Below are 19,583 nucleotides of genomic sequence, written 5' to 3' on the forward strand. Positions count from 1 at the left end.
TTAGAAGGTTAGCGCAGAGAGCGCATCCGATACAATGGGGGCAGATCATATGCGACAAAAGAAACCCCGCTTGGAGCCCCCACATCAAAGATGACAGAGAGCCTTTGCCATCGGGTAAATGGCAGCAGTCAAAACAACCATGCCCAAGCCCCTGATTGGGGGGAAACCCTAAAGCTATTGGCGCAACTTGCACCCGTCAGAAGACAGAGCGCCTCATGGCGCGCTCAAAATGCAATGCAAAAGGTCAATTCACGCAACAAGGCTCAACCAGGCATCGCGAGGCAATGTTCCACCTCTCCGGAGCGACCGTACGGGGTAGGACAAGGCTATTCATCCCAAAATTGGTAACGAGGCCTGTTGACCGTCCGTGACACAAGAGGCAAAACGACCAAAGCAGGAAGATTGGCTTTTGCCCCCTGCAAGCAGCTCTGAGCCTGTATGCTCAGAAAAACCAAGATCTACATATGTAGGTCAAATAAGCGGCCCCGTGGCTCAACTGGATAGAGCAGCCCCCTCCTAAGGGGCAGGTTGCAGGTTCGAATCCTGCCGGGGTCGCCAAAAACTCTTGAAAGATATGGCATATTTACAGGGCGTTGTGCGGATGCGTGCAGAAACGCCCGTCGGCTTTCGCGGCGAAATCAGCTGGAACGGCTGATTTCCCGTACAAAACCTGTACAAAATTCGCACGTTTGTGCGTATTTCTGGAGTTAGTCATGAGCCGCCATAGCTTTGATCCCGAAATCGCCGGACGCATGAGCCTGAACGCGGCAGTGATTTTCCAGAACATCACCTTCTGGATTGAGAAGAACCAAGCCAATCGCCGGAACCTTCGCGACGGGCGGTATTGGACCTACAACTCGATCTCTGCCTTTGGTGAGTTGTTCCCCTATCTGAGCGAGAAGCAGATCCGAACAGCGCTCGAAAAGCTGGTCAGCGCAGGGCTCATCATCAAGGGCAATTTCAGCGATGATCGCTATGACCGAACCTGTTGGTATGCCCTGGGCAAATCGATCCGACCGAAAGGGAAAATGATGCATTTGCCCCTTAGGGCAAGCCATCTGCCCCAGAGCCAAATCCTATAAGAACAGATATAAACCATATCAAAAACCAAATCCTTCGCACGCGAAGGCTGCGGTGGAGGATGAAGTTTCTGCAAAGATTTTGTCCGCCTATGCCGAGGATCGCATTCGTGGGAAAGCGGATTGTCTCTCACAAATCCGCCAAGCGTTGGCCGACGGAGTGGATGCCAAAGACCTCGAGGAAGCAGTGCGGGCCTATGCGAGCGAAAGCGAAGGCTTCACCCGCTCCAAGGTGTGCTTCTCCGACAATTGGTTCACGTCTGGCCGCTGGCTGAAATATCTTCACAGCCTTGAAGAGGCGAGAGAAGCTGGCAAAGCCAAAGAAGCCGAACTGCTGAAATCGAAGCGGCGGGGCTCAGAGCATGAATGCGACAGGTCTGCACAATGAGCAGAGAGCAAGGTTACCCACCGATTACATCGGCGGGACTTGTGAGGGGCGGCAAGCCTCCCCTTCAAACCCCAATCAAACGCACGAAGGCGGCGTCAAAGAGGGCCTTTCCGAGAGCGTGATCTTTCGATGCACCCCGTCGGAAAAGGCAGCGCTGGTGGCAAAAGCGCTCGCCGCTAGTCTACCTAATGCCACGCTGATGCGGGAGGCCTTGGGGCTGGTCGAGGCACGTCGACGCAAGCCTGTCCCACGTGTCGACCCAAAGCTGACCTTTGCTATTGCCCGCTTCGGCGGCAACCTCAATCAGCTCTCCCGCTGGATCAACGGCGCGGTCAAATCTGGTCGCGCGAGCCAGATCGAGGCGTTCAAGGTCACGGCTCAGCTGGTGGTCATCGAACGACAGATGGCGCAGACCGTAGCGGCACACACACGCGGTGAAGAATGGTTCTTTTCCATTGGCACAGGCGGCAGTGCGGCCCCTGTAGACTACCTGACAGCTCGAGAAGTTCTGGCCAATGACGAGAACCGCAATCTGATCCGCGATAGCACCGGTAAACCACAAACCCAGATCCGCAACCCGCTGCCCGAGGTGCTGCACGGTAACCCCGACCAAACCCGCGACCTGATCGACGCGAGCACCAACAAGTGGAGCTACACGGCAGGCGTGATCAGCTTTGCCGATAGCGATGATCCCAGTCCCGACGCCCAGCAAGAGGCCATTGAGCGATTTGAGGCTCTGGCCTTTGCCGGGCTGGACCGGGATCAATACGACTGCCTCTGGATGCGCCACACGCACGAGAGCAATGTCGAGCTGCACTTCTGCGCGCCACCAGGACATGAGAGCGCCTTTTCCAGCCTCCGCGGTTTATTGAACAAGACCCATGGCTGGACAGAGCCTTTGGAGCCAGAAAGCGCCCGTGAAGTGAGGGCGACGATTGAAGCACCAACGCGCGCGCAAGGTCGTGAAGCGCTGCACGACTGGGTCCTCGATCAGATCAGCGTCGGCAGCATCACCGACCGCGCCAGCATGATCGACGCACTCGCTGACGCGGGTTTCGAGATCCCCCGCACCAGCAAAAACCTTGAGCGGACTCTTTCTTTGCCAGGCCAGTGCATGTTTTTGAGGTGCGCCGGGATTCATCAAAATATAAGCAACTGATATTTTACAGTAAAATTCAGTGTCTAGATTCTCGAATCAAAGAAGCATGCATTCTTAGACTTAATTGGCACCAACTTCTCAACCCAATATCCCTTTGCTGAACTCACCAGAATGGAACGGAACGAAAGCGCGATGTGTCTAGCTGATAGTGCAATACGCTTTTCCTTAGCCCTCAGAAGGCAAGAATGGTCACTGAGCCTAAAGAAAACACTATTGCTGGACGCATTCTGGTTTGTTCGCGCACTATTGGACGGCGAACAAACAGCCGACTTTCGTACGCGTTTCACGCATCCCTGTAACCGACTCTCCGCATGGGTGTTGAGAGTATACCCAGCAACCTGAACGGCAATATCTTGCTTCTCAGAAGAAAGTGGTGAGCCGTGCAGGATTCGAACCTGCGACCCACTGATTAAAAGTCAGTTGCTCTACCAACTGAGCTAACGGCCCACTCTCTGTGCTTCGCGATCTAAGTGATTTATCCAGAAGGATCAAGCGCTTATTTCGCTTCGAGGCTGCGTTTCTGTGTCAGTCACGCTGTCCCGATAGGCGGCGTATCTACGGTCAAGCCTGCAAAGGGTCAACCCCCTTTTTCCAACTTTCTGCGCCTCAGGCTGGATTCATTTCCAACGCGGGTCTATATGCCCGTCATGCGCATAGATTCTGATACTCCCCTCCCCTTTATGAAGATGCATGGCCTCGGCAATGACTTCGTTGTTGTAGATGCACGGCATCTGAAACTAGATGTCACGCCTGCTTTGGCAAAGGGAATCGCACATCGCAGATTCGGCATCGGATTTGACCAGCTCACACTGATCGAATCGCCCAAGGCAAATTCTCCAGCCGACGCGCATCTCCTGTTCTACAATGCAGACGGATCGACATCCGCGGCCTGTGGCAATGCCACCCGCTGTGTCGCACGTCACCTGATGGCAGAAAGCGGTAAATCAGAACTGCATTTGACGACAGATCGCGGGGATCTTCTTGCCCATGACAGCGGAGACGGCCTGACTTCGGTCAACATGGGGCAACCCCAGCTACTCTGGGATCAGGTACCGTTGGCTGAAGAGGTGGACACGCTGGAACTTCCGATTGAGGGTGGGCCAACGGCGACGGGCATGGGTAACCCCCATTGCACTTTTTTCGTTGAAAACGCCGACCTCATTCCACTGGAGGAGTTTGGTCCCCGCTATGAGCATCATCCGCTCTATCCTGAACGCACCAATGTGCAAGTCGCGCATATTGTCGGTCCTGACCATATCCGGATGCGGGTCTGGGAGCGCGGTGTCGGGGTGACCTTGGCCTCCGGCTCTTCCTCCTGTGCGACCGCTGTGGCCGCAGCACGCCGGGGGCTTACAGGGCGTAAAGTCCAAGTGGATCTTGATGGTGGAACCCTATGGATCGATTGGCGTGAGGATGGGGTATGGATGACAGGTCCGACCATGCATGTCAGCAGCGGCAGCTTCACCCGCGAATTTCTGGAGAGCCTGGGATGAACCCGCCAAAATTCACCACCCTGGGCTGCCGTCTCAATGCCTATGAAACCGAGGCGATGAAAGAGCTGAGCCAAGAGGCCGGGCTCGACAATCTCGTGGTGGTGAATACCTGTGCAGTCACTGCCGAAGCGGTGCGGAAGTCTCGCCAGGAGATCCGTCGGCTGCGGCGCGAAAACCCCGAGGCTCAGATCGTTGTCACTGGCTGTGCAGCGCAAACGGAACCCGAGAGTTTTGCTGCAATGGGCGAAGTTGATCGGGTCATTGGCAACAATGAGAAAATGCAGGCTGAAACCTGGCAGCAGATCGCCAAGGGGCCGGATTTCATCGGCGAGACCGAAAAAATCCAAGTGGATGATATCATGTCGGTCAATGAGACCGCAGGCCATCTGATTGACGGCTTTGGCACCCGCTCCCGCGCCTATGTGCAAGTCCAGAATGGCTGCGATCACCGTTGCACCTTCTGCATTATCCCCTATGGGCGCGGCAACTCGCGCTCTGTGCCAGCTGGTGTGGTCATCGACCAGATCAAACGTCTGATCGACAAGGGCTACAACGAGGTGGTTCTGACCGGTGTTGATCTGACTTCCTGGGGGGCGGATCTGCCCGCTACCCCGCGTCTGGGCGATCTTGTGATGCGAATCCTGCGCTTGGTGCCTGATTTGCCGCGCCTTCGTATCTCTTCTATTGATTCGATCGAAGCAGATGAGAACCTGATGCAGGCCATCGCAACAGAGCCGCGCCTGATGCCGCATCTGCATCTCTCGCTGCAGCATGGCGATGATTTGATTCTCAAACGTATGGCCCGGCGTCATCTGCGGGATGATGCCATCGCTTTTTGCGAAGAGGCGCGACGCTTGCGTCCCGATATGACCTTTGGCGCCGATATCATCGCGGGTTTCCCCACTGAAACCGAAGCCCATTTTGAAAACTCACTGAAACTGGTGACCGACTGCGATCTGACCTGGCTTCATGTTTTCCCATACTCCAAGAGAGAGGGCACTCCGGCGGCGAAGATCCCGAACCAGGTCAATGGCAAGCTGATCAAGGAACGTGCGGCCCGCCTGCGCGCTGCTGGAGAGGCGCAGACCCAGCGCCATCTCCAGGCGCAGCTAGGTAAGACCCATCACATCCTGATGGAGAACCCGCATATGGGGCGGACAGAACAGTTCACCGAGGTGAGTTTTACCACCCCGCAGACCGAAGGTGAGATCGTCATGGCCACAATCAGCGGGTCAAAAGGGTCACAGCTTACCGCTTGAACAATACGAAGCTGCGCACCGCTGAGGTCGAATAGATGCGGTTGCTGGCCCAACAAGCAGAGGCCGCCAAGGCATAGCTCAGCCAAAGAAAAACCCCCGCACGGTCTAACCGAGCGGGGGTTTCTTATTTCAGAAATCCAGCAAAGATCAGCTGGTTTTCTTGTTCTTATGCGGTGCCCAGAGCTGCTTGTTGGTGAGGTACAGCAGAACCGAGAGGATGGTCAGCAGGAGAACGCCGACAAAACCGGCTTTCTTGCGGTCCATCATCTTGGGTTCAGCGGTCCACATCAGAAAGGCCGCAACATCCTGCGACATGGCGCGAACAGTGTTTTCATGGCCGTCAGCAAACTCAACCTGCTCATCAAAGAGCGGCGGTGCCATCGAGATCCAGCCGCCGGGGAAGGCAACGTTCTCATAGAAGATGGTGCCTGCCTCTTCCTTTTCCTCACCGGTATAACCGTCCAGCAAGGATGCGATGTATTCCGCACCGCCCATGCCTTTGAACAGCTGGTTCATGCCAGAGCCGTAGGGACCGTGGAAACCGGCGCGGGCCTTGGCCATCAGGCTCAGGTCAGGCGCGCCTGCGGCAGTATTTTCAGGGAAGTGATCCACCGGTTTGGCCGGACGGTCTTCGTCCAACTCGGCGTCATAGACCGAGAAGTTGTCTGCCGCATAGGCACGGACCTGATCTGCGGGTAGCGCCGGGCCGCCCTCGTCAGAGAGGGTGCGGATCGGAATCAGCTTCAGACCGTGGCAGGCTGCGCAGACCTCGGTGTAGATCTGCAAGCCGCGCTGCAGCTGGTTCGGGTCATAGGCGCCAAAAGGTCCTTCGAACGAGAACTGGAAGTCCTCGACGTGGCCACTTCCACCTGCCGCATGTGATGCGACAGGGGCAAGGGCCAAAGCGAAGGCGGCACCGATTGCGAGTTTCTTCAACATTGGTAGCTGTCCTTCTCAGTTACTCGGCAGGAGTGGCTTCGCCGGATTTCTTCACGTAGTGCGCGTCGAAATCCTCTTCGATGGTGTTGGGTTCTGCCAGCGGCTTCTCGATCACGCCCAGGAGCGGCAGGATCACCAGGAAATAGCCGAACCAATAGGCCGATGCGATCAGCGAGAGCGATGCATAGGGCTCTTCTGCAGGCATCGCACCCAGCCACATCAGGGCAAAGAAGTCGAAGATCAGCAGGTAGAACCACCACTTGAACATCGGGCGGTAACGGCCGGAGCGCACGCGGCTGGTGTCGAGCCAGGGCACCAGAGCCATGACTGCAATTGCGCCGAACATCGCTAGAACACCAAAGAACTTGGCGTCGATGATGCCGCCGGTCACGAAGGAGGCAATCTGAACAACCCAGACCTCAGAGGTGAAGGCCCGCAGGATCGCGTAGAAGGGCAGGAAGTACCATTCGGGAACGATATGTGCAGGGGTCACCAGCGGGTTGGCTTCGATGTAGTTATCCGGGTGGCCGAGGTAGTTCGGCATGAAGCCGACAATCGCCCAGAACACCACCAGAACAACAGCCAGACCCAGGAAATCTTTGATCACAAAGTAGGGCCAGAACGGCAGGGTGTCTTTCTCTGCGTCTTCCTTGGAGGTTTTGCGGACATCAACACCGGTGGGGTTGTTGTTGCCTGTGGTGTGGAAGGCCCAGATATGGACGATCACCAGCGCGGCAATGACAAAAGGCAGCAGATAGTGCAGCGAGAAGAAGCGGTTCAGGGTGGCGTTGTCCACCGCAGGTCCGCCCAAAAGGAAGGTCTGCAGTCCTTCGCCAATAAAGGGGATGGCGCCAAAGAGGCCGGTGATCACGGTCGCGCCCCAGAAGGACATCTGACCCCAGGGCAGAACATAGCCCATAAAGCCGGTGGCCATCATCAGCAGATAGATGATCATGCCGATGATCCATGTGATCTCACGAGGGGCCTTGTAAGAGCCGTAGAACAACCCGCGGAAAATGTGGATATAGACGGCAACAAAGAACAGCGACGCGCCGTTCATGTGAATGTAGCGGATCATATGGCCGCCGTTCACGTTGCGCATGATGTGCTCAACAGAGGCAAAGGCCAGGTCGACATGCGGGGTGTAATGCATCACCAGGACAATGCCGGTGACGATTTGCAGCACCAGGCAGAAGGCCAGGACGATGCCCCAGATCCACCACCAGTTCAGGTTCTTGGGGGTGGGGATCATGATGGTGTCATAGATCAGACCGACGATGGGCAGGCGGCTGTGCAGCCACTTCTCTGCGCCAGTCTTCGGTTCGTAATGGTCGTGCGGAATACCGGACATATGTGCGCCTCCTTATCCCAGCTTGATGGTGTTTGCGTCGGTGAACTCGGCGACCGGGATCCACAGGTTCTCGGGAGCGGGGCCTTTGCGGATCCGGCCCGAGGTATCGTAGTGGGAACCGTGGCATGGGCAGAACCAGCCATTGAATTCACCAGCACCGTCACCCAGCGGGACACAGCCGAGGTGGGTACAAACGCCCATCATCACCAGCCATTCACCGTTTTCGTCCATGGCGCGGTTTTCATCCGCGGCATCCGTGCCAGGCTTGTTGGGGTTCTCCGAGGCGGTATCGATCAGGCCAGCAACGTCAACCTCACGGGCTTCGTCGATTTCTGCCTGAGTGCGGCGGCGAATAAACACCGGTTTACCCAAGAACATGACGCTGATCTGCGTCCCAACCTCTACACCGCTCACATCCACCAGGATCGAGGACAGCGCCTTAACATCCGCCGAGGGGTTCATTTGGTTGACCAGGGGCCATACGGCGGCACCCGCGGTCACTGCCCCGGCGCCGGCAGTGGCGTAGTAGAGGAAATCTCTCCGGGTTCCTTCGTGGTCTTCTGCGTGGGACACGAGGTTTTCTCCAATTCCAGCGCCCGTTTAGGGCAAACATGCGCATGCACCGCGATTGCTCGCAGTGACTCAGGCGCGTGTCTAGCGGGGTGAAGTGCATTCGTCCAGCGGTCAAAGGCGCACATCCCACTCCTCTTTGAAGTTTCTTGCGCGTGGCGGTCACAATGCCACAGCAAAATTACCCTCTCATAGGAGCGGGAGCTACAAAACGGCCTGTGGGTTAACTTTCAGGTCAGCTTTATGGTTAGCTTTCCGGGGGGCGTGTCGCCTGCATCGACTCACGCGAATCAAAAGTTGTGAACCAGTCTTCCAGTGCCTCATTGCCAATGCGCCAACCTAGATTCGGGTGGCGGAAATCAACATAGGCCAAAGCGCAGGCGACAGCGATTTGCCCCATATCAAGCGACCCTTGCAAATGGCTGATCCAACGCGCGTTCAGCGCTGCGCAGGCCCCAAGCACTTTTCCCTTCTGTGCCTCGAACCAATCCTCCGATTGTTGCGCTTCGTTCCGCAAGCGCCGCTCATAGGTCATCAGAACCGCCGCTTCCATAATACCATCCGCCGTCGCCTCCAGCACGCGGCTGTCCCAGCCCCCAGCATAGAGGCCCGATCCAAAACGCTCATTCAGATAGGCGCAAATTACCCGGCTGTCATAGAGCGCTGGCCCATCTCCTCGTTCCAGCGCCGGGATCTTGGCCAGGGGGTTGCTTGCGCGCACTTCGGCGCTTGGGGTTATCGGCGTGGTATGCACCTGCAGCAATTCGACCTGATCCAATTTACCGGTCTCATGCAAAAGGACCATGACTTTGCGCACAAAGGGCGAGGTTGGGGCATAATGCAGCTTCATATCAATCTCCTGAGTTATCTGCGCCGCAGCCTAATGCGCGGCAACAAAAAGAAAACCCCGCCGACCATTTCCCTTAGCAGAGATTGATCCATCTCAGTTTGAAACGAGGCGGCAGGGTCTGATCCGGTTTACGACCGTTGTGCGTGCATCAATTGCGACAAGGTTTCGAGTTCTGAGCCTATCCCACTGACAACCCCCTCTGCCGCACCATAGCGCGCCTGCTCCTCCTTGTTTTGGCTCAGCTTCCACGTTCCCTCTACCTTTTGGATGTGCAAGCGAACCGGCACGATCATCCGCATCATTCGGTCCAAGGCCTCTCTCTCCATCTTCGCCGTTGTCCAAACAGGCTTTGGCGTCAGTTGTTCCTCAAAAAACGTAAATTGCCGGTCGATCAGATCCCGCAGCTCTGCCTGCGGGCGCAACTCCAGTTTTCCGACCAGATGCACTGCAATATAGTTCCAGGTCGGAACCTGGTTCGCGATACCGTACCAATCCGGCGACACATAACCGTCAGGCCCTGCTACCGCGATGCGGGCTGGCATTGGAGTTTGCAACTGACGCGCAATCGGGTTGGACCGCACCAGGTGAAGCTCGGCGTAAGATCCATCTTGTGAAAGCAAGAAAGGAACGTGGCTGACCAAAGGCGCCTCATCTGTCTGGTTGCTCTGCGACATTGTCAGCATTCCAAAAGCCCTGCTCCGGGCAAATGTCAGATTCTCACCATGCTCTGCATCATGAAAAACAGGGTTGGGATGCATCAGAAATCCTCCATTTTTTCTTCTTTTGCGCCCTATCCGGCCTCTGAAGAAGAGCCAAAACAGAACACAGACCCCCTACCAATTTCAAACTGCACCGCTGGACCCAAAGGAAGCGCTTGAAATCCAGTTTGCAGCTTGGCAAGGTCCCGCCGTTCTCAGGGCGGGGTGAAATTCCCCACCGGCGGTAAGCAGGCCTAGTCCCGTAAGCCCGCGAGCGGCTTCCGGTCATCTGGAAGTGTCAGCAGATCTGGTGCAATTCCAGAGCCGACGGTTACAGTCCGGATGGAAGAGAAGGTACGACAGGACCGTTTTGGCGCCTTTGGCCCAGCGCGCGCCTGCCGTTCGTGATCGCCTTGGGTGACGTGTCAAACCAAAGGAGATTACGCAATGACACACACCCGCTACGCTTTTATCAAAGCACAATGGCACGCCGATATCGTTGACCGGGCATTGGAAGGGTTTGAAGAGATCATCCCTTCGGATCAGATTGATGTCTTTGATGTCCCCGGTGCCTTCGAGATGCCTCTCTTGGCGCAACGGCTCGCCAAAACCGGCAAATACCATGCTATTGCCTGCGCGGCGCTGGTGGTGGACGGCGGTATCTACAGGCATGACTTTGTAGCCCAGGCCGTTGTTGATGGCCTCATGCGGGCAGGGCTAGAGACAGGCATCCCGGTGCTCTCGGTCTCACTCACCCCGCACCACTTTCAGGAAACGGACCACCACAAGACAATTTACCGGACCCACTTTGTTCAAAAGGGCCGTGAAGCAGGTGAAGCCGCTCGACTAATCTCTGGCACCTATTCGGCTCTTGAGGCTGCATAGCACCAACTTAATACGGGTGTCTGGCCAGAAAGGATCACTTAGCCAGACACTCTCTCAGTTACTCATCTTAGATTCTAAAATGAATGAGCTCTGCTCCGCTGGCGGTTAGTCAGATCGGGTTTTGCAAAGCTGGATCAGGCCTGAAGCGTCGGGATTAAACAATCGCAAAAACGTCGTAAGTCCCTCATCTGGATATGGTTTCAACTTGCAGTTCAAGGATTGGCTTGGCACGCTCAAACTGTCTTTGCAGGGCGAATAGACTCGCCTTACCCGTAAGGCATAATAGACGAACCGCAAAAGTCACTCGCTTACAGCAAAGCAAACGGCACGGCGGGAAATGTATTTTGCGTTGCTTCAGGGCTTACAGGCACTTGCCCTCAGGCGACGGTTTTTGGTCTGAGCACTCCTCCAAGGAGCGTCTCAAGTTTTTCGGCTGCCTGTTTTGCAGCTGCTCTACAGGTTTGAGCACGACAGAACAGTCTGCCGACAGTAAAGGAGCAGAGAATGGCTCAAACCCGCTACGCTTTTATTAAGTCGCAATGGTATTCTGAGATTGTCGACCGTTCGCTCGAAGGGTTTTTGGATTTGATTTCCAGCGATGTGGTCGACGTCTACAATGCGCCCAGCGCTTTTGAACTACCGCTTCTGGCGCAGGATCTTGCCCGAACCGGGAATTATGGGACCATCACCTGCGCAGCCTTTATCGTAGATGGCGGAAGCTACCGCCAACAGCATATGGCGCATGTCGTACTGGACGGCCTGATGCGCGTTGGGCTTGATACCGGCATACCTGTCCTCTCTATTGCGATGGTCCCACATCAGTTTCAGGCCACCAAACATGATGAGGAAATCTACAGCATTCGCTTTGAAGAAAAGGGGCGGGAGGCAGCGCAAACAGCGCTTATGATTCCCAAGGTACGTGAAGAGATCGTGCGTACCAGCAAGTCGTGATACCCTTCTTCCTCTCCTTTCGCTTCCCTAGCCAAGATAGGCTTTGAGGCTCGGAGGGGGATTGTCCAGCAGTGCAGCACAGGGCATTGGGTCGTGAACCCTCCCTTCGGCCACCAAGATCCCCTGATCCGCAATTCGTCGCGCGTCCTGGGGATCGTGACTCACCATCAGGAGTGTCGCTCCGGTATCGGTGACAATCTCCGACACCAGGTCAAGCATATCTGCCTTCAGGGCAGGCCCCAGGGCCGCAAAGGGCTCATCCAGTAGCAAAATCTCTTTGCGCTGCAAGAGCACACGCGCCAGGGCAACCCGGCTTTGTTGCCCCCCAGAGAGTTCCGATGGTTTGCGATCTTCAAGCCCTTCCAAGCCGACGCGTTTCAACGCTTCGCCAACGCGCTCTTCCTGCGCCTTCGAAAGACGCAAATCAGGCTGCAAGCCAAGGCCTGCATTCTGACCTGCGGTGAGATGTGGAAACAGGTTGCCATCCTGAAACAGCGTGGCCGTCGGGCGGTCCCCCGGCAAAAGCGGGGTCAGGTCGGCTCCCTTCCATAGAATTCGTCCCTGCCGTAGGGGTAGAAAACCAGAAAGCGCCTGGATCAAGGTCGATTTTCCAGCACCTGAGGGACCGATGATCGCAGCCTTATCCCCTGCACCCAGGGAGAAATCTGCCGAAATCGTGAAATCACCATTGTCAATGAGACCGGCTTCAATCTTCAGCATGCCATCGCCCCCCTCTATCCAGGATCCAAAACGCGCCCATAGAGAGCAACAGCAGCAAAACGGCGGCACCCGAAGCCGCTTGCATTTGATAGGCGCCCATCAGGCGGTAGATCTGCAAGGGCAGAGTCGCCACTTCGGGATCGGCAAAGAGGGTGATGACCCCCAGATCTCCCATCGAAAGCGCTGCCCCAAGGCCCGCCGCAAAACCGATTTGCGCCCGCAGTCTGGGCAGGAAGACCTGCCGCCAAAAAGGCCATCCGATCATGTTCAATGACAGCCCCAATCGACCATAGCCAGCGATCACTTCGCTCGCCCGTGGCACAAGGATGCGCAGAGCAAAGGGCAGGGCCATGATCGCGTTCACGAGCGCAGTCACCGGTAGCGCCAGGGCAAAAGGGTCCGCAATCGGATAGATCAGGATGAACAACCCAGTCCCAATGACCAATGGAGAAGCCGCAAGTCCCAAGATACCGGCGGTCTCCACACCTCCACGCCGCCCCAGCGCGACCGCCGCCGACATAGGCAAAGCCAGACACAATAGAATCACCGTGCTGCAAGCAGCCACAAGGAGTGAAGTCATCGCCGCCCACCAGACCGAAGCCTGCAGCAAAGGCAGGCCTGGCAAGCCGGAAACCAACAGGGCCGCCAACGGCAACAACAGAAAGCTTGCTGCAGCAAGGAGCCAGAACAGGTCAAACAGCCTTGCCGATGTATTTTGACCATCCCAGCGTTGCAGCACCCGGTCCAGCCCCGCGCCGGGCCCGTCGTGGCGCGCCGCCTTTAGCGCCAGATACCCGGCAGCCCCGGTTAGCAGCAATTGCACTGCAGACAATAGGGCGGCACGGCCTAGATCAAAATCAAAACGAAACGCCTGATAGATGGCCAGCTCGATGGTGGTGGCACGGGGCCCGCCACCGAGGGTCAGAGCCACCGCAAAACTGGACAGACAAATGGCAAAAACAACGGCAAAGGTGCCAGGCAGGACCTGCCGCAACATCGGGGCTTCCAGCAGACGCCACATAGAAATCGCACCCGCATTGATCTGCGCAGCCAAACGAAAATGCTCTGCCGGGGTTTCCTGCCAACCCTGTAGAATCAGCCGCGTTGCCAAGGGTAGGTTGAAGAACACATGGGCCAGAACAACCCCGTGCAAGCCATAGATTTGCAGGGGTTCGAACCCAAGGAAGCCGAGTGCCTGGCTGATCCAGCCCGCCCGCCCAAAGACGGCAATCAACCCAAGAATTGCTACGATAACTGGCAGGATGAAGGGCGCCCCAAGTAGGGCAATCAACAAAGACCGGCCAGGGAAACGGCGTCGTGCTAAAGCCCGCGCTACTGGGACTGCCAGTAAAACGCTAAAGACAGCAGACAACAGTGCCTGCGTCAGAGTAAAGCGCAAAGCCGCCCAATCGCTGGCGCCCAAGCCGCGCCCTGCCTCCGCACGAAGAGCAACCGCTGCCAGCGTTCCAAGGATAAGCGCGGCCACAAAAAGGGCCGCGCCAACGCCAGGAGAGGCGCTTATTGGCTGAGCGCGTCGAGCCATTCGCTCAGAGCCGCATCACGCACCGCTGCCGCCTCATCCGCAGAGAGCAGCAGGGATTTGGCCGGGGTCACCAAGGTCTCGAACCCTTCAGGCAGACCCGCCGCCGGGGTCACTGCTGGATACATCCAGTTCGTGGTTGGAATGATCGACTGGAACTCTTCCGAGACCATGAACGCCATAAAGCTCTTGGCCAGTTCCGGCTGATCGCTGCCCGCCAGAATGCCGGCCACTTCGACCTGCATGTAATGGCCTTCGTCAAAGGCGGCGGCGGCTTTGGAGGCATCTTCTTCGGCAATCAGGTGATAGGCCGGCGAGGTGGTATAAGAGAGCACCATGTCGGCCTCTCCCTCAAGGAACATGCCATAGGCCTCAGACCAGCCCTTGGTCACGGTGACCACATTGTCAGAGAGAGCTTCCCAGATCGCGGTCGCTTCATCGCCGTAAGCGGCCTTAACCCAAAGCAGGAGGCCCAGGCCCGGCGTCGAAGAGCGCGGGTCCTGGATCACGATTTTCTTGTCACTGGCCGCCAGCGCTTTGAAATCCGCAGGGGCTGCGGCATCAGCATTGTGGACAAAGGCGAAGTAGCCCCAGTCATAGGGCGCAAAAGTCGCATCTTCCCAGGCAACTGGCAGGCTGTAGTCCGCACTGACCCCGTGCTCGGCAAAGAGGCCGGTTTCTTTGGCAGCAGCGGTCAGGTTGGTATCAAGCCCCAGCACCACATCCGCGTCAGAACGCGCGCCTTCCAGCTTGATGCGTGCGAGGAGGGCAGCGCCATCGCCCGCACCAACCAGTTTCAGGTCACAGCCGCATTGGGCCTCAAAGGCTTTCTCCACCGCAGGGCCCGGGCCCCAGTCGGAAACAAAACTATCATAGGTATAAACGGTCAATTCGGGCGTATCAGCATAAGCCGCCGATGCGCCCAACAGTGCCGCAGCAAAAACAGAATACTTCATGGCATCCTCCTTTGCGGCATCGGGCAAGGGTGGAGCGTCTCCGTAACCTTCCCTCCGCCGGTTCTAGCCGGTTCAGGTTCAACGGGTGTCATCTCAGCGCCACAGCGCACCCCGAGGTGGGGCGCAACCTATTCGCCGAGGGCTGCAAAGACAAGCGAAACCGCAATTGCACTTGAGCCCCCCGCCGTGCCTCGCTAAGCACAGCAAACAAAGGAGATCCCGATGTCGATGAACAGCTTTGGCCATCTTTTCCGCGTGACCACCTGGGGTGAGAGCCACGGGCCCGCTTTGGGTGCAACCGTCGACGGCTGCCCACCGAATGTGCCGATCGAGGCCGGGATGCTGCAGCATTGGCTGGACAAGCGACGCCCAGGGCAGAACAAGAACACCACCCAGCGCAATGAACCCGATGCGGTGAAGATCCTTTCGGGCGTGTTTGAGGGCAAATCCACCGGCACCCCGATCCAGCTGATGATAGAGAATACCGACCAGCGTTCTAAGGATTATGGCGAGATCGCCCAGACCTTCCGCCCCGGCCATGCCGACATCACCTATTTCCAGAAATACGGCAACCGAGACTACCGCGGTGGCGGCCGTTCCTCGGCCCGTGAAACCGCAGCCCGCGTTGCCGCTGGCGGCGTCGCGCGAGAGGCGATCAAGGCGCTGGCGCCGGGCCTCGAGATCAGGGGCTATATGACCAAGATGGGCGCGATGGAGATTGACCGCTCCCGCTTTGATTGGGATGCCATCGATCAGAACGATTTCTGGATCCCAGACGCTGGCGCCGTGCAGGACTGGGAAGACTACCTGCAGGGCTTACGCAAAGATCATGATTCCGTCGGCGCCGTGGTCGAGGTGGTGGCGCGTGGCGTGCCCGCAGGCATTGGCGCACCGATCTATGGCAAGCTCGACACCGACCTGGCGGCGGCGATGATGTCGATCAACGCGGTAAAAGCTGTAGAGATCGGCGAAGGCATGAATGCAGCCGTGCTGAAGGGTTCGGAAAACGCCGATGAGATCTTCATGGGCAATGACGGCCAGCCAACCTACAGCTCGAACCATGCCGGCGGCATTCTGGGTGGGATTTCCACCGGCCAGGATGTGGTGGTGCGCTTTGCGGTGAAACCGACCTCCTCGATACTGACCCCGCGCCAGTCGATCCGCAAGGACGGCACAGCCGCCGAAGTCGTGACCAAGGGCCGCCACGACCCCTGTGTGGGCATCCGCGCTGTGCCCGTGGCCGAAGCGATGATGGCCTGTGTGATCCTCGATCACCTGCTGCTGCATCGCGGCCAGATCGGTGAGAACCAAGGAACAATCGGCGCATGACATTGAAAGAACTGCAGGCCAAACTGCGCCGTGTCGCCGAGGTGCAAATGGCACAAGACCCGGCCCATGATATCCCTCACCTGGATCGGGTCTGGGCCAATGCCCATCGTATCGCACTTGATGAAAACAAGGATGATCCGAACCGCGCCAATCTACGGGTGCTAGTCGCTGGCGCCTACCTGCACGATCTGGTGAACCTGCCCAAAGACCACCCCCAGCGCGAGCGAGCCTCGGTGCTCTCGGCGGAGAAATCAGAGTCTATTCTGGGGAATTTGGGCTATTCCGCTGATGAAATCGACGCCGCCAAACATGTGATCGAGGCCCATAGCTTCTCGGCCGGGATCCCGCCCAGGAGCCTGGAAGCCGAGATTCTGCGCGATGCGGACCGGCTGGATGCTCTGGGCGCCGTTGGCATTGCCCGCACCTTCATGGTGGCCGGCACCATAGACCGGCCTTTCTGCGATCCCAATGATCCTTTTGCCGCCAACCGAGCCCTGGACGAAAAGACCTGGTCGATCGACCACTGGCATATGAAGCTGCTGAAACTGCCCGGGGACATGGTGACTGCCAAGGGCGAAAAGATCGCCCGCAAACGCGCCCGGCTGATGCTGGCCTATCTGAAGCAGCTGGCCAAGGAAATGGATACTGAGCTACCGGATCACTGGGCTGATCTGCTGAAATGACCCAGATCCTGGCCATCACCTTTCCCATCTATGCCGCTATGGCGCTGGGCTATCTGGTGGTCAGGAAGGGTTGGTTCGACCCGGGCGAGATGCGCACGCTGGGCAAATATGTGCTGAACATTGCCCTGCCCTTTCTCCTGTTCAACGCGGTCGCCACCCGCGACCTGTCAGAGGTGATCCGTCCGGACTATATCGCGGTCTATGCGCTGGGCGGGCTGGGCTGCATGGCGCTGTCTTACGTGTTCCTGACCCTGCGTGGTATCGATCCGCGCCGCCGTGCGCTCGGCATCATGGGATCTAGCTGCCCCAATAGCGCCTATATCGGTTATCCAATTCTGCTGCTGGCAGTCCCGGATCTGGCTCCGGTGGCGCTGGCCTTGAACTTTCTGGTGGAGAACCTGCTGCTGGTCCCGCTCTGCCTGATCCTGATCGAGATGGCATCGGGTAAGGCCGAGGGTCCCCTATGGCGCCGGATTTCCGCAATGCTGCGCAATGTCCTGGGCACGCCCTTCTTTATCGGGCTGATGCTGGGCGTCTTTGTCTCGCTGCTGCAACTGCCTGTTCCCGCCCCGGTCACCCGCCTGGCTGCACTGCTGGCGGCCTCCGCCAGTGCGCTGTCGCTGGTGGTGATCGGCGGCTCTATGGTGGGGCTGCCCTTGCATGGCAACCGCGCGCTGGCCAGCCAGATCGCCCTGCAGAAACTGCTGCTGCATCCGGCCCTAGTTGGCCTCGCTGCGCTGGGGCTTGGCGCATTAGGGGTCTTTCAGATCTCCCCCGAGATCCTGGGCGCCGTGGTTCTGTCTGCGGCCATGCCAATGTTCACCATCTACACGGTTCTGGCCCAGCGCCAAGGGCTGGAGGGTGCTGCTAGCCTGGCGATGTTGATCGCCACCAGCGGCGCCTTTGTGACGCTCAGCGTGCTGCTCTGGCTTTTGACCTGACGGCCAGCCTGCCTCCAAACCTTACACAAGTAAAAACCAGCCTGTCCGCAAGGGCAGGCCGCGCTTGACCTTCCCGTCAAACCGCAGGTTTGCCTCCGGCAAAAAGGGAAGGCGCGATGCACCTCCCCAAGGTCAGGCGGACCCATCCGCAGTTTGCGCAGTTATTTCAAGCAGGAACCGGCAATTGCTCTGCACCAGAAACAGGCTCTAACTAAGGGAAAACAGAGCCGCATAGCTCTCGCGTAGAGCCTTTTTTTGAACCTTGCCCATGGTGTTACGCGGTAGCTCATCGACCAGAATGACCTGCTTGGGCTGCTTGAATTTGGCCAGTTGATCCGCCAGTGCCGCATTGACCGCTTCAGGACTGGTCCCCTCTGCCTGTGGCACCAAGACTGCCACCACGGCCTCGCCAAAGTCCGGATGCGGCACGCCTATGACGGCGCTTTCCAGCACCCCGGGCAACTCGTCAATCAGGCTCTCAATTTCCTTCGGGTAGACATTGAAACCACCAGTGATCACCAGATCCTTCTCCCGGCCTACGATGGTGATATAGCCATCCTCGTCCTGCCGGGCGAGGTCGCCGGTGATGAACCAGCCATCAGGCAAAAGCTCCTCTGCGGTCTTTTCAGGCATCTGCCAGTAGCCCTGAAAGACATTGGCGCCGCGTACCTCCAAAACTCCCGTCTCGCCCGGCGCCACTTCCTGCCCCTTGTCGCGGAGCCGTGCTTCGACCCCCGGCAGCGGGAAGCCAACAGTTCCGGCGCGGCGCTCGCCCTCATAGGGGTTGGAGGTGCTCATATTGGTCTCGGTCATACCATAGCGCTCGAGGATCCGGTGCCCGGTGCGCGCCTCCCATTGCTCATGGGTATCCACCAAGAGCGGTGCGGAGCCTGAAATGAACAGCCGCATATTTTCTGCACGCTCTTGGTTCAGACGCTCATCCTGCAGCAGGCGCGTGTAAAAGGTCGGAACCCCCATCAGAGCTGTGGCGCGGGGCATGGCCTCAAGGATCTTTTCCTTGTCGAACCCGGCCAGGAACACCACCTGGGCACCCGCAAAAAGCGCTACATTGGTGGCCACAAAGAGCCCGTGTGTGTGAAAGATCGGCAGCGCATGGATCAGCACATCCTCGCGGGTAAACTGCCAATAGTCGCGCAGCATCCGGGAGTTCGAAGCCAGATTTTCGTGGCTCAGCATCGCGCCTTTGGAGCGCCCGGTGGTGCCAGAGGTATAAAGAATCGCCGCCAGATCATCCTTGCCCCGGGCAACCGGCGCGAATCCATCATGCGCGCGAGCTGCCGCACTCAGGCTGCCCTGCCCGGCAGCATCCAGAGTCATCACCCGGGCCCCGGCGGCGATTTCAGCGATGGCTGCCTCGCGGGCTGGATCACAGACCACCACGCACGGGCGGGCGTCACTGATGAAGTACCCCAGCTCGACCGTGGTATAGGCGGTGTTAAGCGGCAGAAAGACGCCGCCCGCCATCACCGTTCCGAGATAAAGCTGGATTGCCTCGATGGTCTTTTCCACCTGCACCGCCACCCGGTCTCCGGGCTGCACCCCCAGGGCCGCCAGCGCCGCCGCATAGCGCTCAGCGCCTTCAAACAGCCCGCCGAAGGTGACCGGATTGCGTTCTGGGATCTCAGCGAAGAGGCGCCCTTCTTGCCCTTGGCAGGTTGCATGCAGCTGGGAAATCAGATGGTTGCTCTCATACATGGCGCCTCTCCTGTGCTTTGGCGGCAATCTGCGCCCACAGTTTACGGAAAACAAGCCATTGATCTTCTTGTCGCAG

19 protein-coding genes, 2 tRNA genes and 2 riboswitches are annotated in these 19,583 nt (G+C 57.9%); of the genes, 11 read left to right on the plus strand and 10 right to left on the minus strand.

All coding sequences use genetic code 11. The features are described from left to right. Positions 1-481: 481 nt before the first annotated feature. From RSK20926_RS19985 to RSK20926_RS20005, 4 genes are all read left to right on the plus strand, one after another. Positions 482-558: transfer RNA gene (locus RSK20926_RS19985), tRNA-Arg, on the plus strand. A 155-nt stretch (positions 559-713) separates the two neighbouring features. Further along, positions 714-1,082: a bacteriophage-related protein gene (locus RSK20926_RS23240; RefSeq protein ID WP_008209531.1), complete on the plus strand. Its 369-nt coding sequence runs from the start codon at positions 714-716 to the stop codon at positions 1,080-1,082. A 52-nt stretch (positions 1,083-1,134) separates the two neighbouring features. Next, complete coding sequence (locus RSK20926_RS23245) at positions 1,135-1,467, plus strand: hypothetical protein (RefSeq protein ID WP_008209533.1); 333 nt, start codon at positions 1,135-1,137, stop codon at positions 1,465-1,467. Then, a complete protein-coding gene (locus tag RSK20926_RS20005) occupies positions 1,442-2,626 on the plus strand; it encodes a plasmid mobilization protein (RefSeq protein ID WP_008209534.1) in 1,185 nt (394 codons plus the stop codon). Before RSK20926_RS23245 ends, RSK20926_RS20005 begins: the two co-directional genes overlap by 26 nt. A 371-nt stretch (positions 2,627-2,997) precedes the next feature. On the opposite strand, the gene RSK20926_RS20010 is transcribed toward RSK20926_RS20005, so the two are convergent. Next, positions 2,998-3,073, minus strand: a tRNA-Lys gene (locus RSK20926_RS20010). 191 nt (positions 3,074-3,264) lie between these two features. Between RSK20926_RS20010 and dapF the strand changes: the two genes are divergently transcribed. After that, positions 3,265-4,119, plus strand: coding sequence for a diaminopimelate epimerase (gene dapF, locus RSK20926_RS20015; RefSeq protein WP_008209536.1), 855 nt, complete (start codon positions 3,265-3,267; stop codon positions 4,117-4,119). After that, positions 4,116-5,378: a tRNA (N(6)-L-threonylcarbamoyladenosine(37)-C(2))-methylthiotransferase MtaB gene (mtaB, locus tag RSK20926_RS20020; protein ID WP_008209538.1), complete on the plus strand. Its 1,263-nt coding sequence runs from the start codon at positions 4,116-4,118 to the stop codon at positions 5,376-5,378. The genes dapF and mtaB overlap by 4 nt, the downstream gene beginning before the upstream one ends. A gap of 147 nt (positions 5,379-5,525) precedes the next feature. On the opposite strand, the gene RSK20926_RS20025 is transcribed toward mtaB, so the two are convergent. The 5 genes from RSK20926_RS20025 to RSK20926_RS20045 all read right to left on the minus strand — a co-directional run bounded on the left by RSK20926_RS20025 (position 5,526) and on the right by RSK20926_RS20045 (position 9,846). Beyond that, positions 5,526-6,317 carry a cytochrome c1 gene (locus RSK20926_RS20025; RefSeq protein ID WP_008209539.1) on the minus strand — a complete coding sequence of 264 codons (792 nt, stop codon included), beginning with the start codon at positions 6,315-6,317 and terminating at the stop codon, positions 5,526-5,528. Positions 6,318-6,336: 19 nt separating this feature from the next. After that, a complete protein-coding gene (petB, locus tag RSK20926_RS20030) occupies positions 6,337-7,668 on the minus strand; it encodes a cytochrome b (RefSeq protein WP_008209541.1) in 1,332 nt (443 codons plus the stop codon). A 12-nt stretch (positions 7,669-7,680) separates the two neighbouring features. Then, positions 7,681-8,241, minus strand: a complete 561-nt coding sequence (gene petA / locus RSK20926_RS20035; protein ID WP_008209543.1) for a ubiquinol-cytochrome c reductase iron-sulfur subunit — start codon at positions 8,239-8,241, stop codon at positions 7,681-7,683. Positions 8,242-8,485: 244 nt separating this feature from the next. Beyond that, entirely contained in the window at positions 8,486-9,088 is a 603-nt protein-coding gene (locus RSK20926_RS20040) for a glutathione S-transferase (RefSeq protein ID WP_008209545.1), read from the minus strand. 128 nt (positions 9,089-9,216) lie between these two features. Then, a complete protein-coding gene (locus RSK20926_RS20045) occupies positions 9,217-9,846 on the minus strand; it encodes an FMN-binding negative transcriptional regulator (protein ID WP_008209548.1) in 630 nt (209 codons plus the stop codon). Positions 9,847-9,993: 147 nt separating this feature from the next. Further along, positions 9,994-10,144: riboswitch (FMN riboswitch) on the plus strand. Positions 10,145-10,233: 89 nt separating this feature from the next. Here RSK20926_RS20045 and RSK20926_RS20050 point away from each other — a divergent pair. Both RSK20926_RS20050 and RSK20926_RS20055 read left to right on the plus strand, forming a co-directional pair. Continuing rightward, positions 10,234-10,671: a 6,7-dimethyl-8-ribityllumazine synthase gene (locus RSK20926_RS20050; protein WP_008209553.1), complete on the plus strand. Its 438-nt coding sequence runs from the start codon at positions 10,234-10,236 to the stop codon at positions 10,669-10,671. Positions 10,672-11,175: 504 nt separating this feature from the next. Continuing rightward, a complete protein-coding gene (locus RSK20926_RS20055; protein WP_008209555.1) occupies positions 11,176-11,622 on the plus strand; it encodes a 6,7-dimethyl-8-ribityllumazine synthase in 447 nt (148 codons plus the stop codon). Positions 11,623-11,649: 27 nt separating this feature from the next. On the opposite strand, the gene RSK20926_RS20060 is transcribed toward RSK20926_RS20055, so the two are convergent. From RSK20926_RS20060 to thiB, 3 genes are read right to left on the minus strand one after another with little or no spacing between them, the layout of a single operon-like run. Continuing rightward, a complete protein-coding gene (locus RSK20926_RS20060) occupies positions 11,650-12,342 on the minus strand; it encodes a thiamine ABC transporter ATP-binding protein (protein ID WP_008209557.1) in 693 nt (230 codons plus the stop codon). Then, positions 12,329-13,885 carry a thiamine/thiamine pyrophosphate ABC transporter permease ThiP gene (locus RSK20926_RS20065; RefSeq protein ID WP_008209559.1) on the minus strand — a complete coding sequence of 519 codons (1,557 nt, stop codon included), beginning with the start codon at positions 13,883-13,885 and terminating at the stop codon, positions 12,329-12,331. Before RSK20926_RS20065 ends, RSK20926_RS20060 begins: the two co-directional genes overlap by 14 nt. Continuing rightward, positions 13,861-14,838, minus strand: a complete 978-nt coding sequence (thiB, locus tag RSK20926_RS20070) for a thiamine ABC transporter substrate binding subunit (protein WP_037256020.1) — start codon at positions 14,836-14,838, stop codon at positions 13,861-13,863. The genes RSK20926_RS20065 and thiB overlap by 25 nt, the downstream gene beginning before the upstream one ends. A gap of 32 nt (positions 14,839-14,870) precedes the next feature. Then, a riboswitch (TPP riboswitch) is annotated at positions 14,871-14,962 on the minus strand. 98 nt (positions 14,963-15,060) lie between these two features. Between thiB and aroC the strand changes: the two genes are divergently transcribed. Genes aroC through RSK20926_RS20085 form a run of 3 tightly spaced genes read left to right on the plus strand, consistent with a single transcriptional unit; the run spans position 15,061 to position 17,791 of the window. Then, on the plus strand, positions 15,061-16,167 hold the full coding sequence (gene aroC / locus RSK20926_RS20075) for a chorismate synthase (protein ID WP_008209563.1): 1,107 nt from the start codon (positions 15,061-15,063) through the stop codon (positions 16,165-16,167). Continuing rightward, positions 16,164-16,850, plus strand: coding sequence for an HD domain-containing protein (locus RSK20926_RS20080; protein ID WP_008209566.1), 687 nt, complete (start codon positions 16,164-16,166; stop codon positions 16,848-16,850). Before aroC ends, RSK20926_RS20080 begins: the two co-directional genes overlap by 4 nt. Continuing rightward, positions 16,847-17,791, plus strand: coding sequence for an AEC family transporter (locus RSK20926_RS20085; RefSeq protein WP_008209567.1), 945 nt, complete (start codon positions 16,847-16,849; stop codon positions 17,789-17,791). The genes RSK20926_RS20080 and RSK20926_RS20085 overlap by 4 nt, the downstream gene beginning before the upstream one ends. Positions 17,792-17,998: 207 nt before the next feature. Here RSK20926_RS20085 and RSK20926_RS20090 read toward each other — a convergent pair whose 3' ends face one another. Beyond that, positions 17,999-19,507 (minus strand): malonate--CoA ligase, encoded by a 1,509-nt coding sequence (locus tag RSK20926_RS20090; protein ID WP_008209569.1) that lies wholly within the window; start codon positions 19,505-19,507, stop codon positions 17,999-18,001. Between the last annotated feature and the right edge of the window lie 76 nt (positions 19,508-19,583).

The sequence above is a fragment of the Roseobacter sp. SK209-2-6 genome (assembly GCF_000169455.1).
GTDB lineage: Bacteria > Pseudomonadota > Alphaproteobacteria > Rhodobacterales > Rhodobacteraceae > Pseudophaeobacter.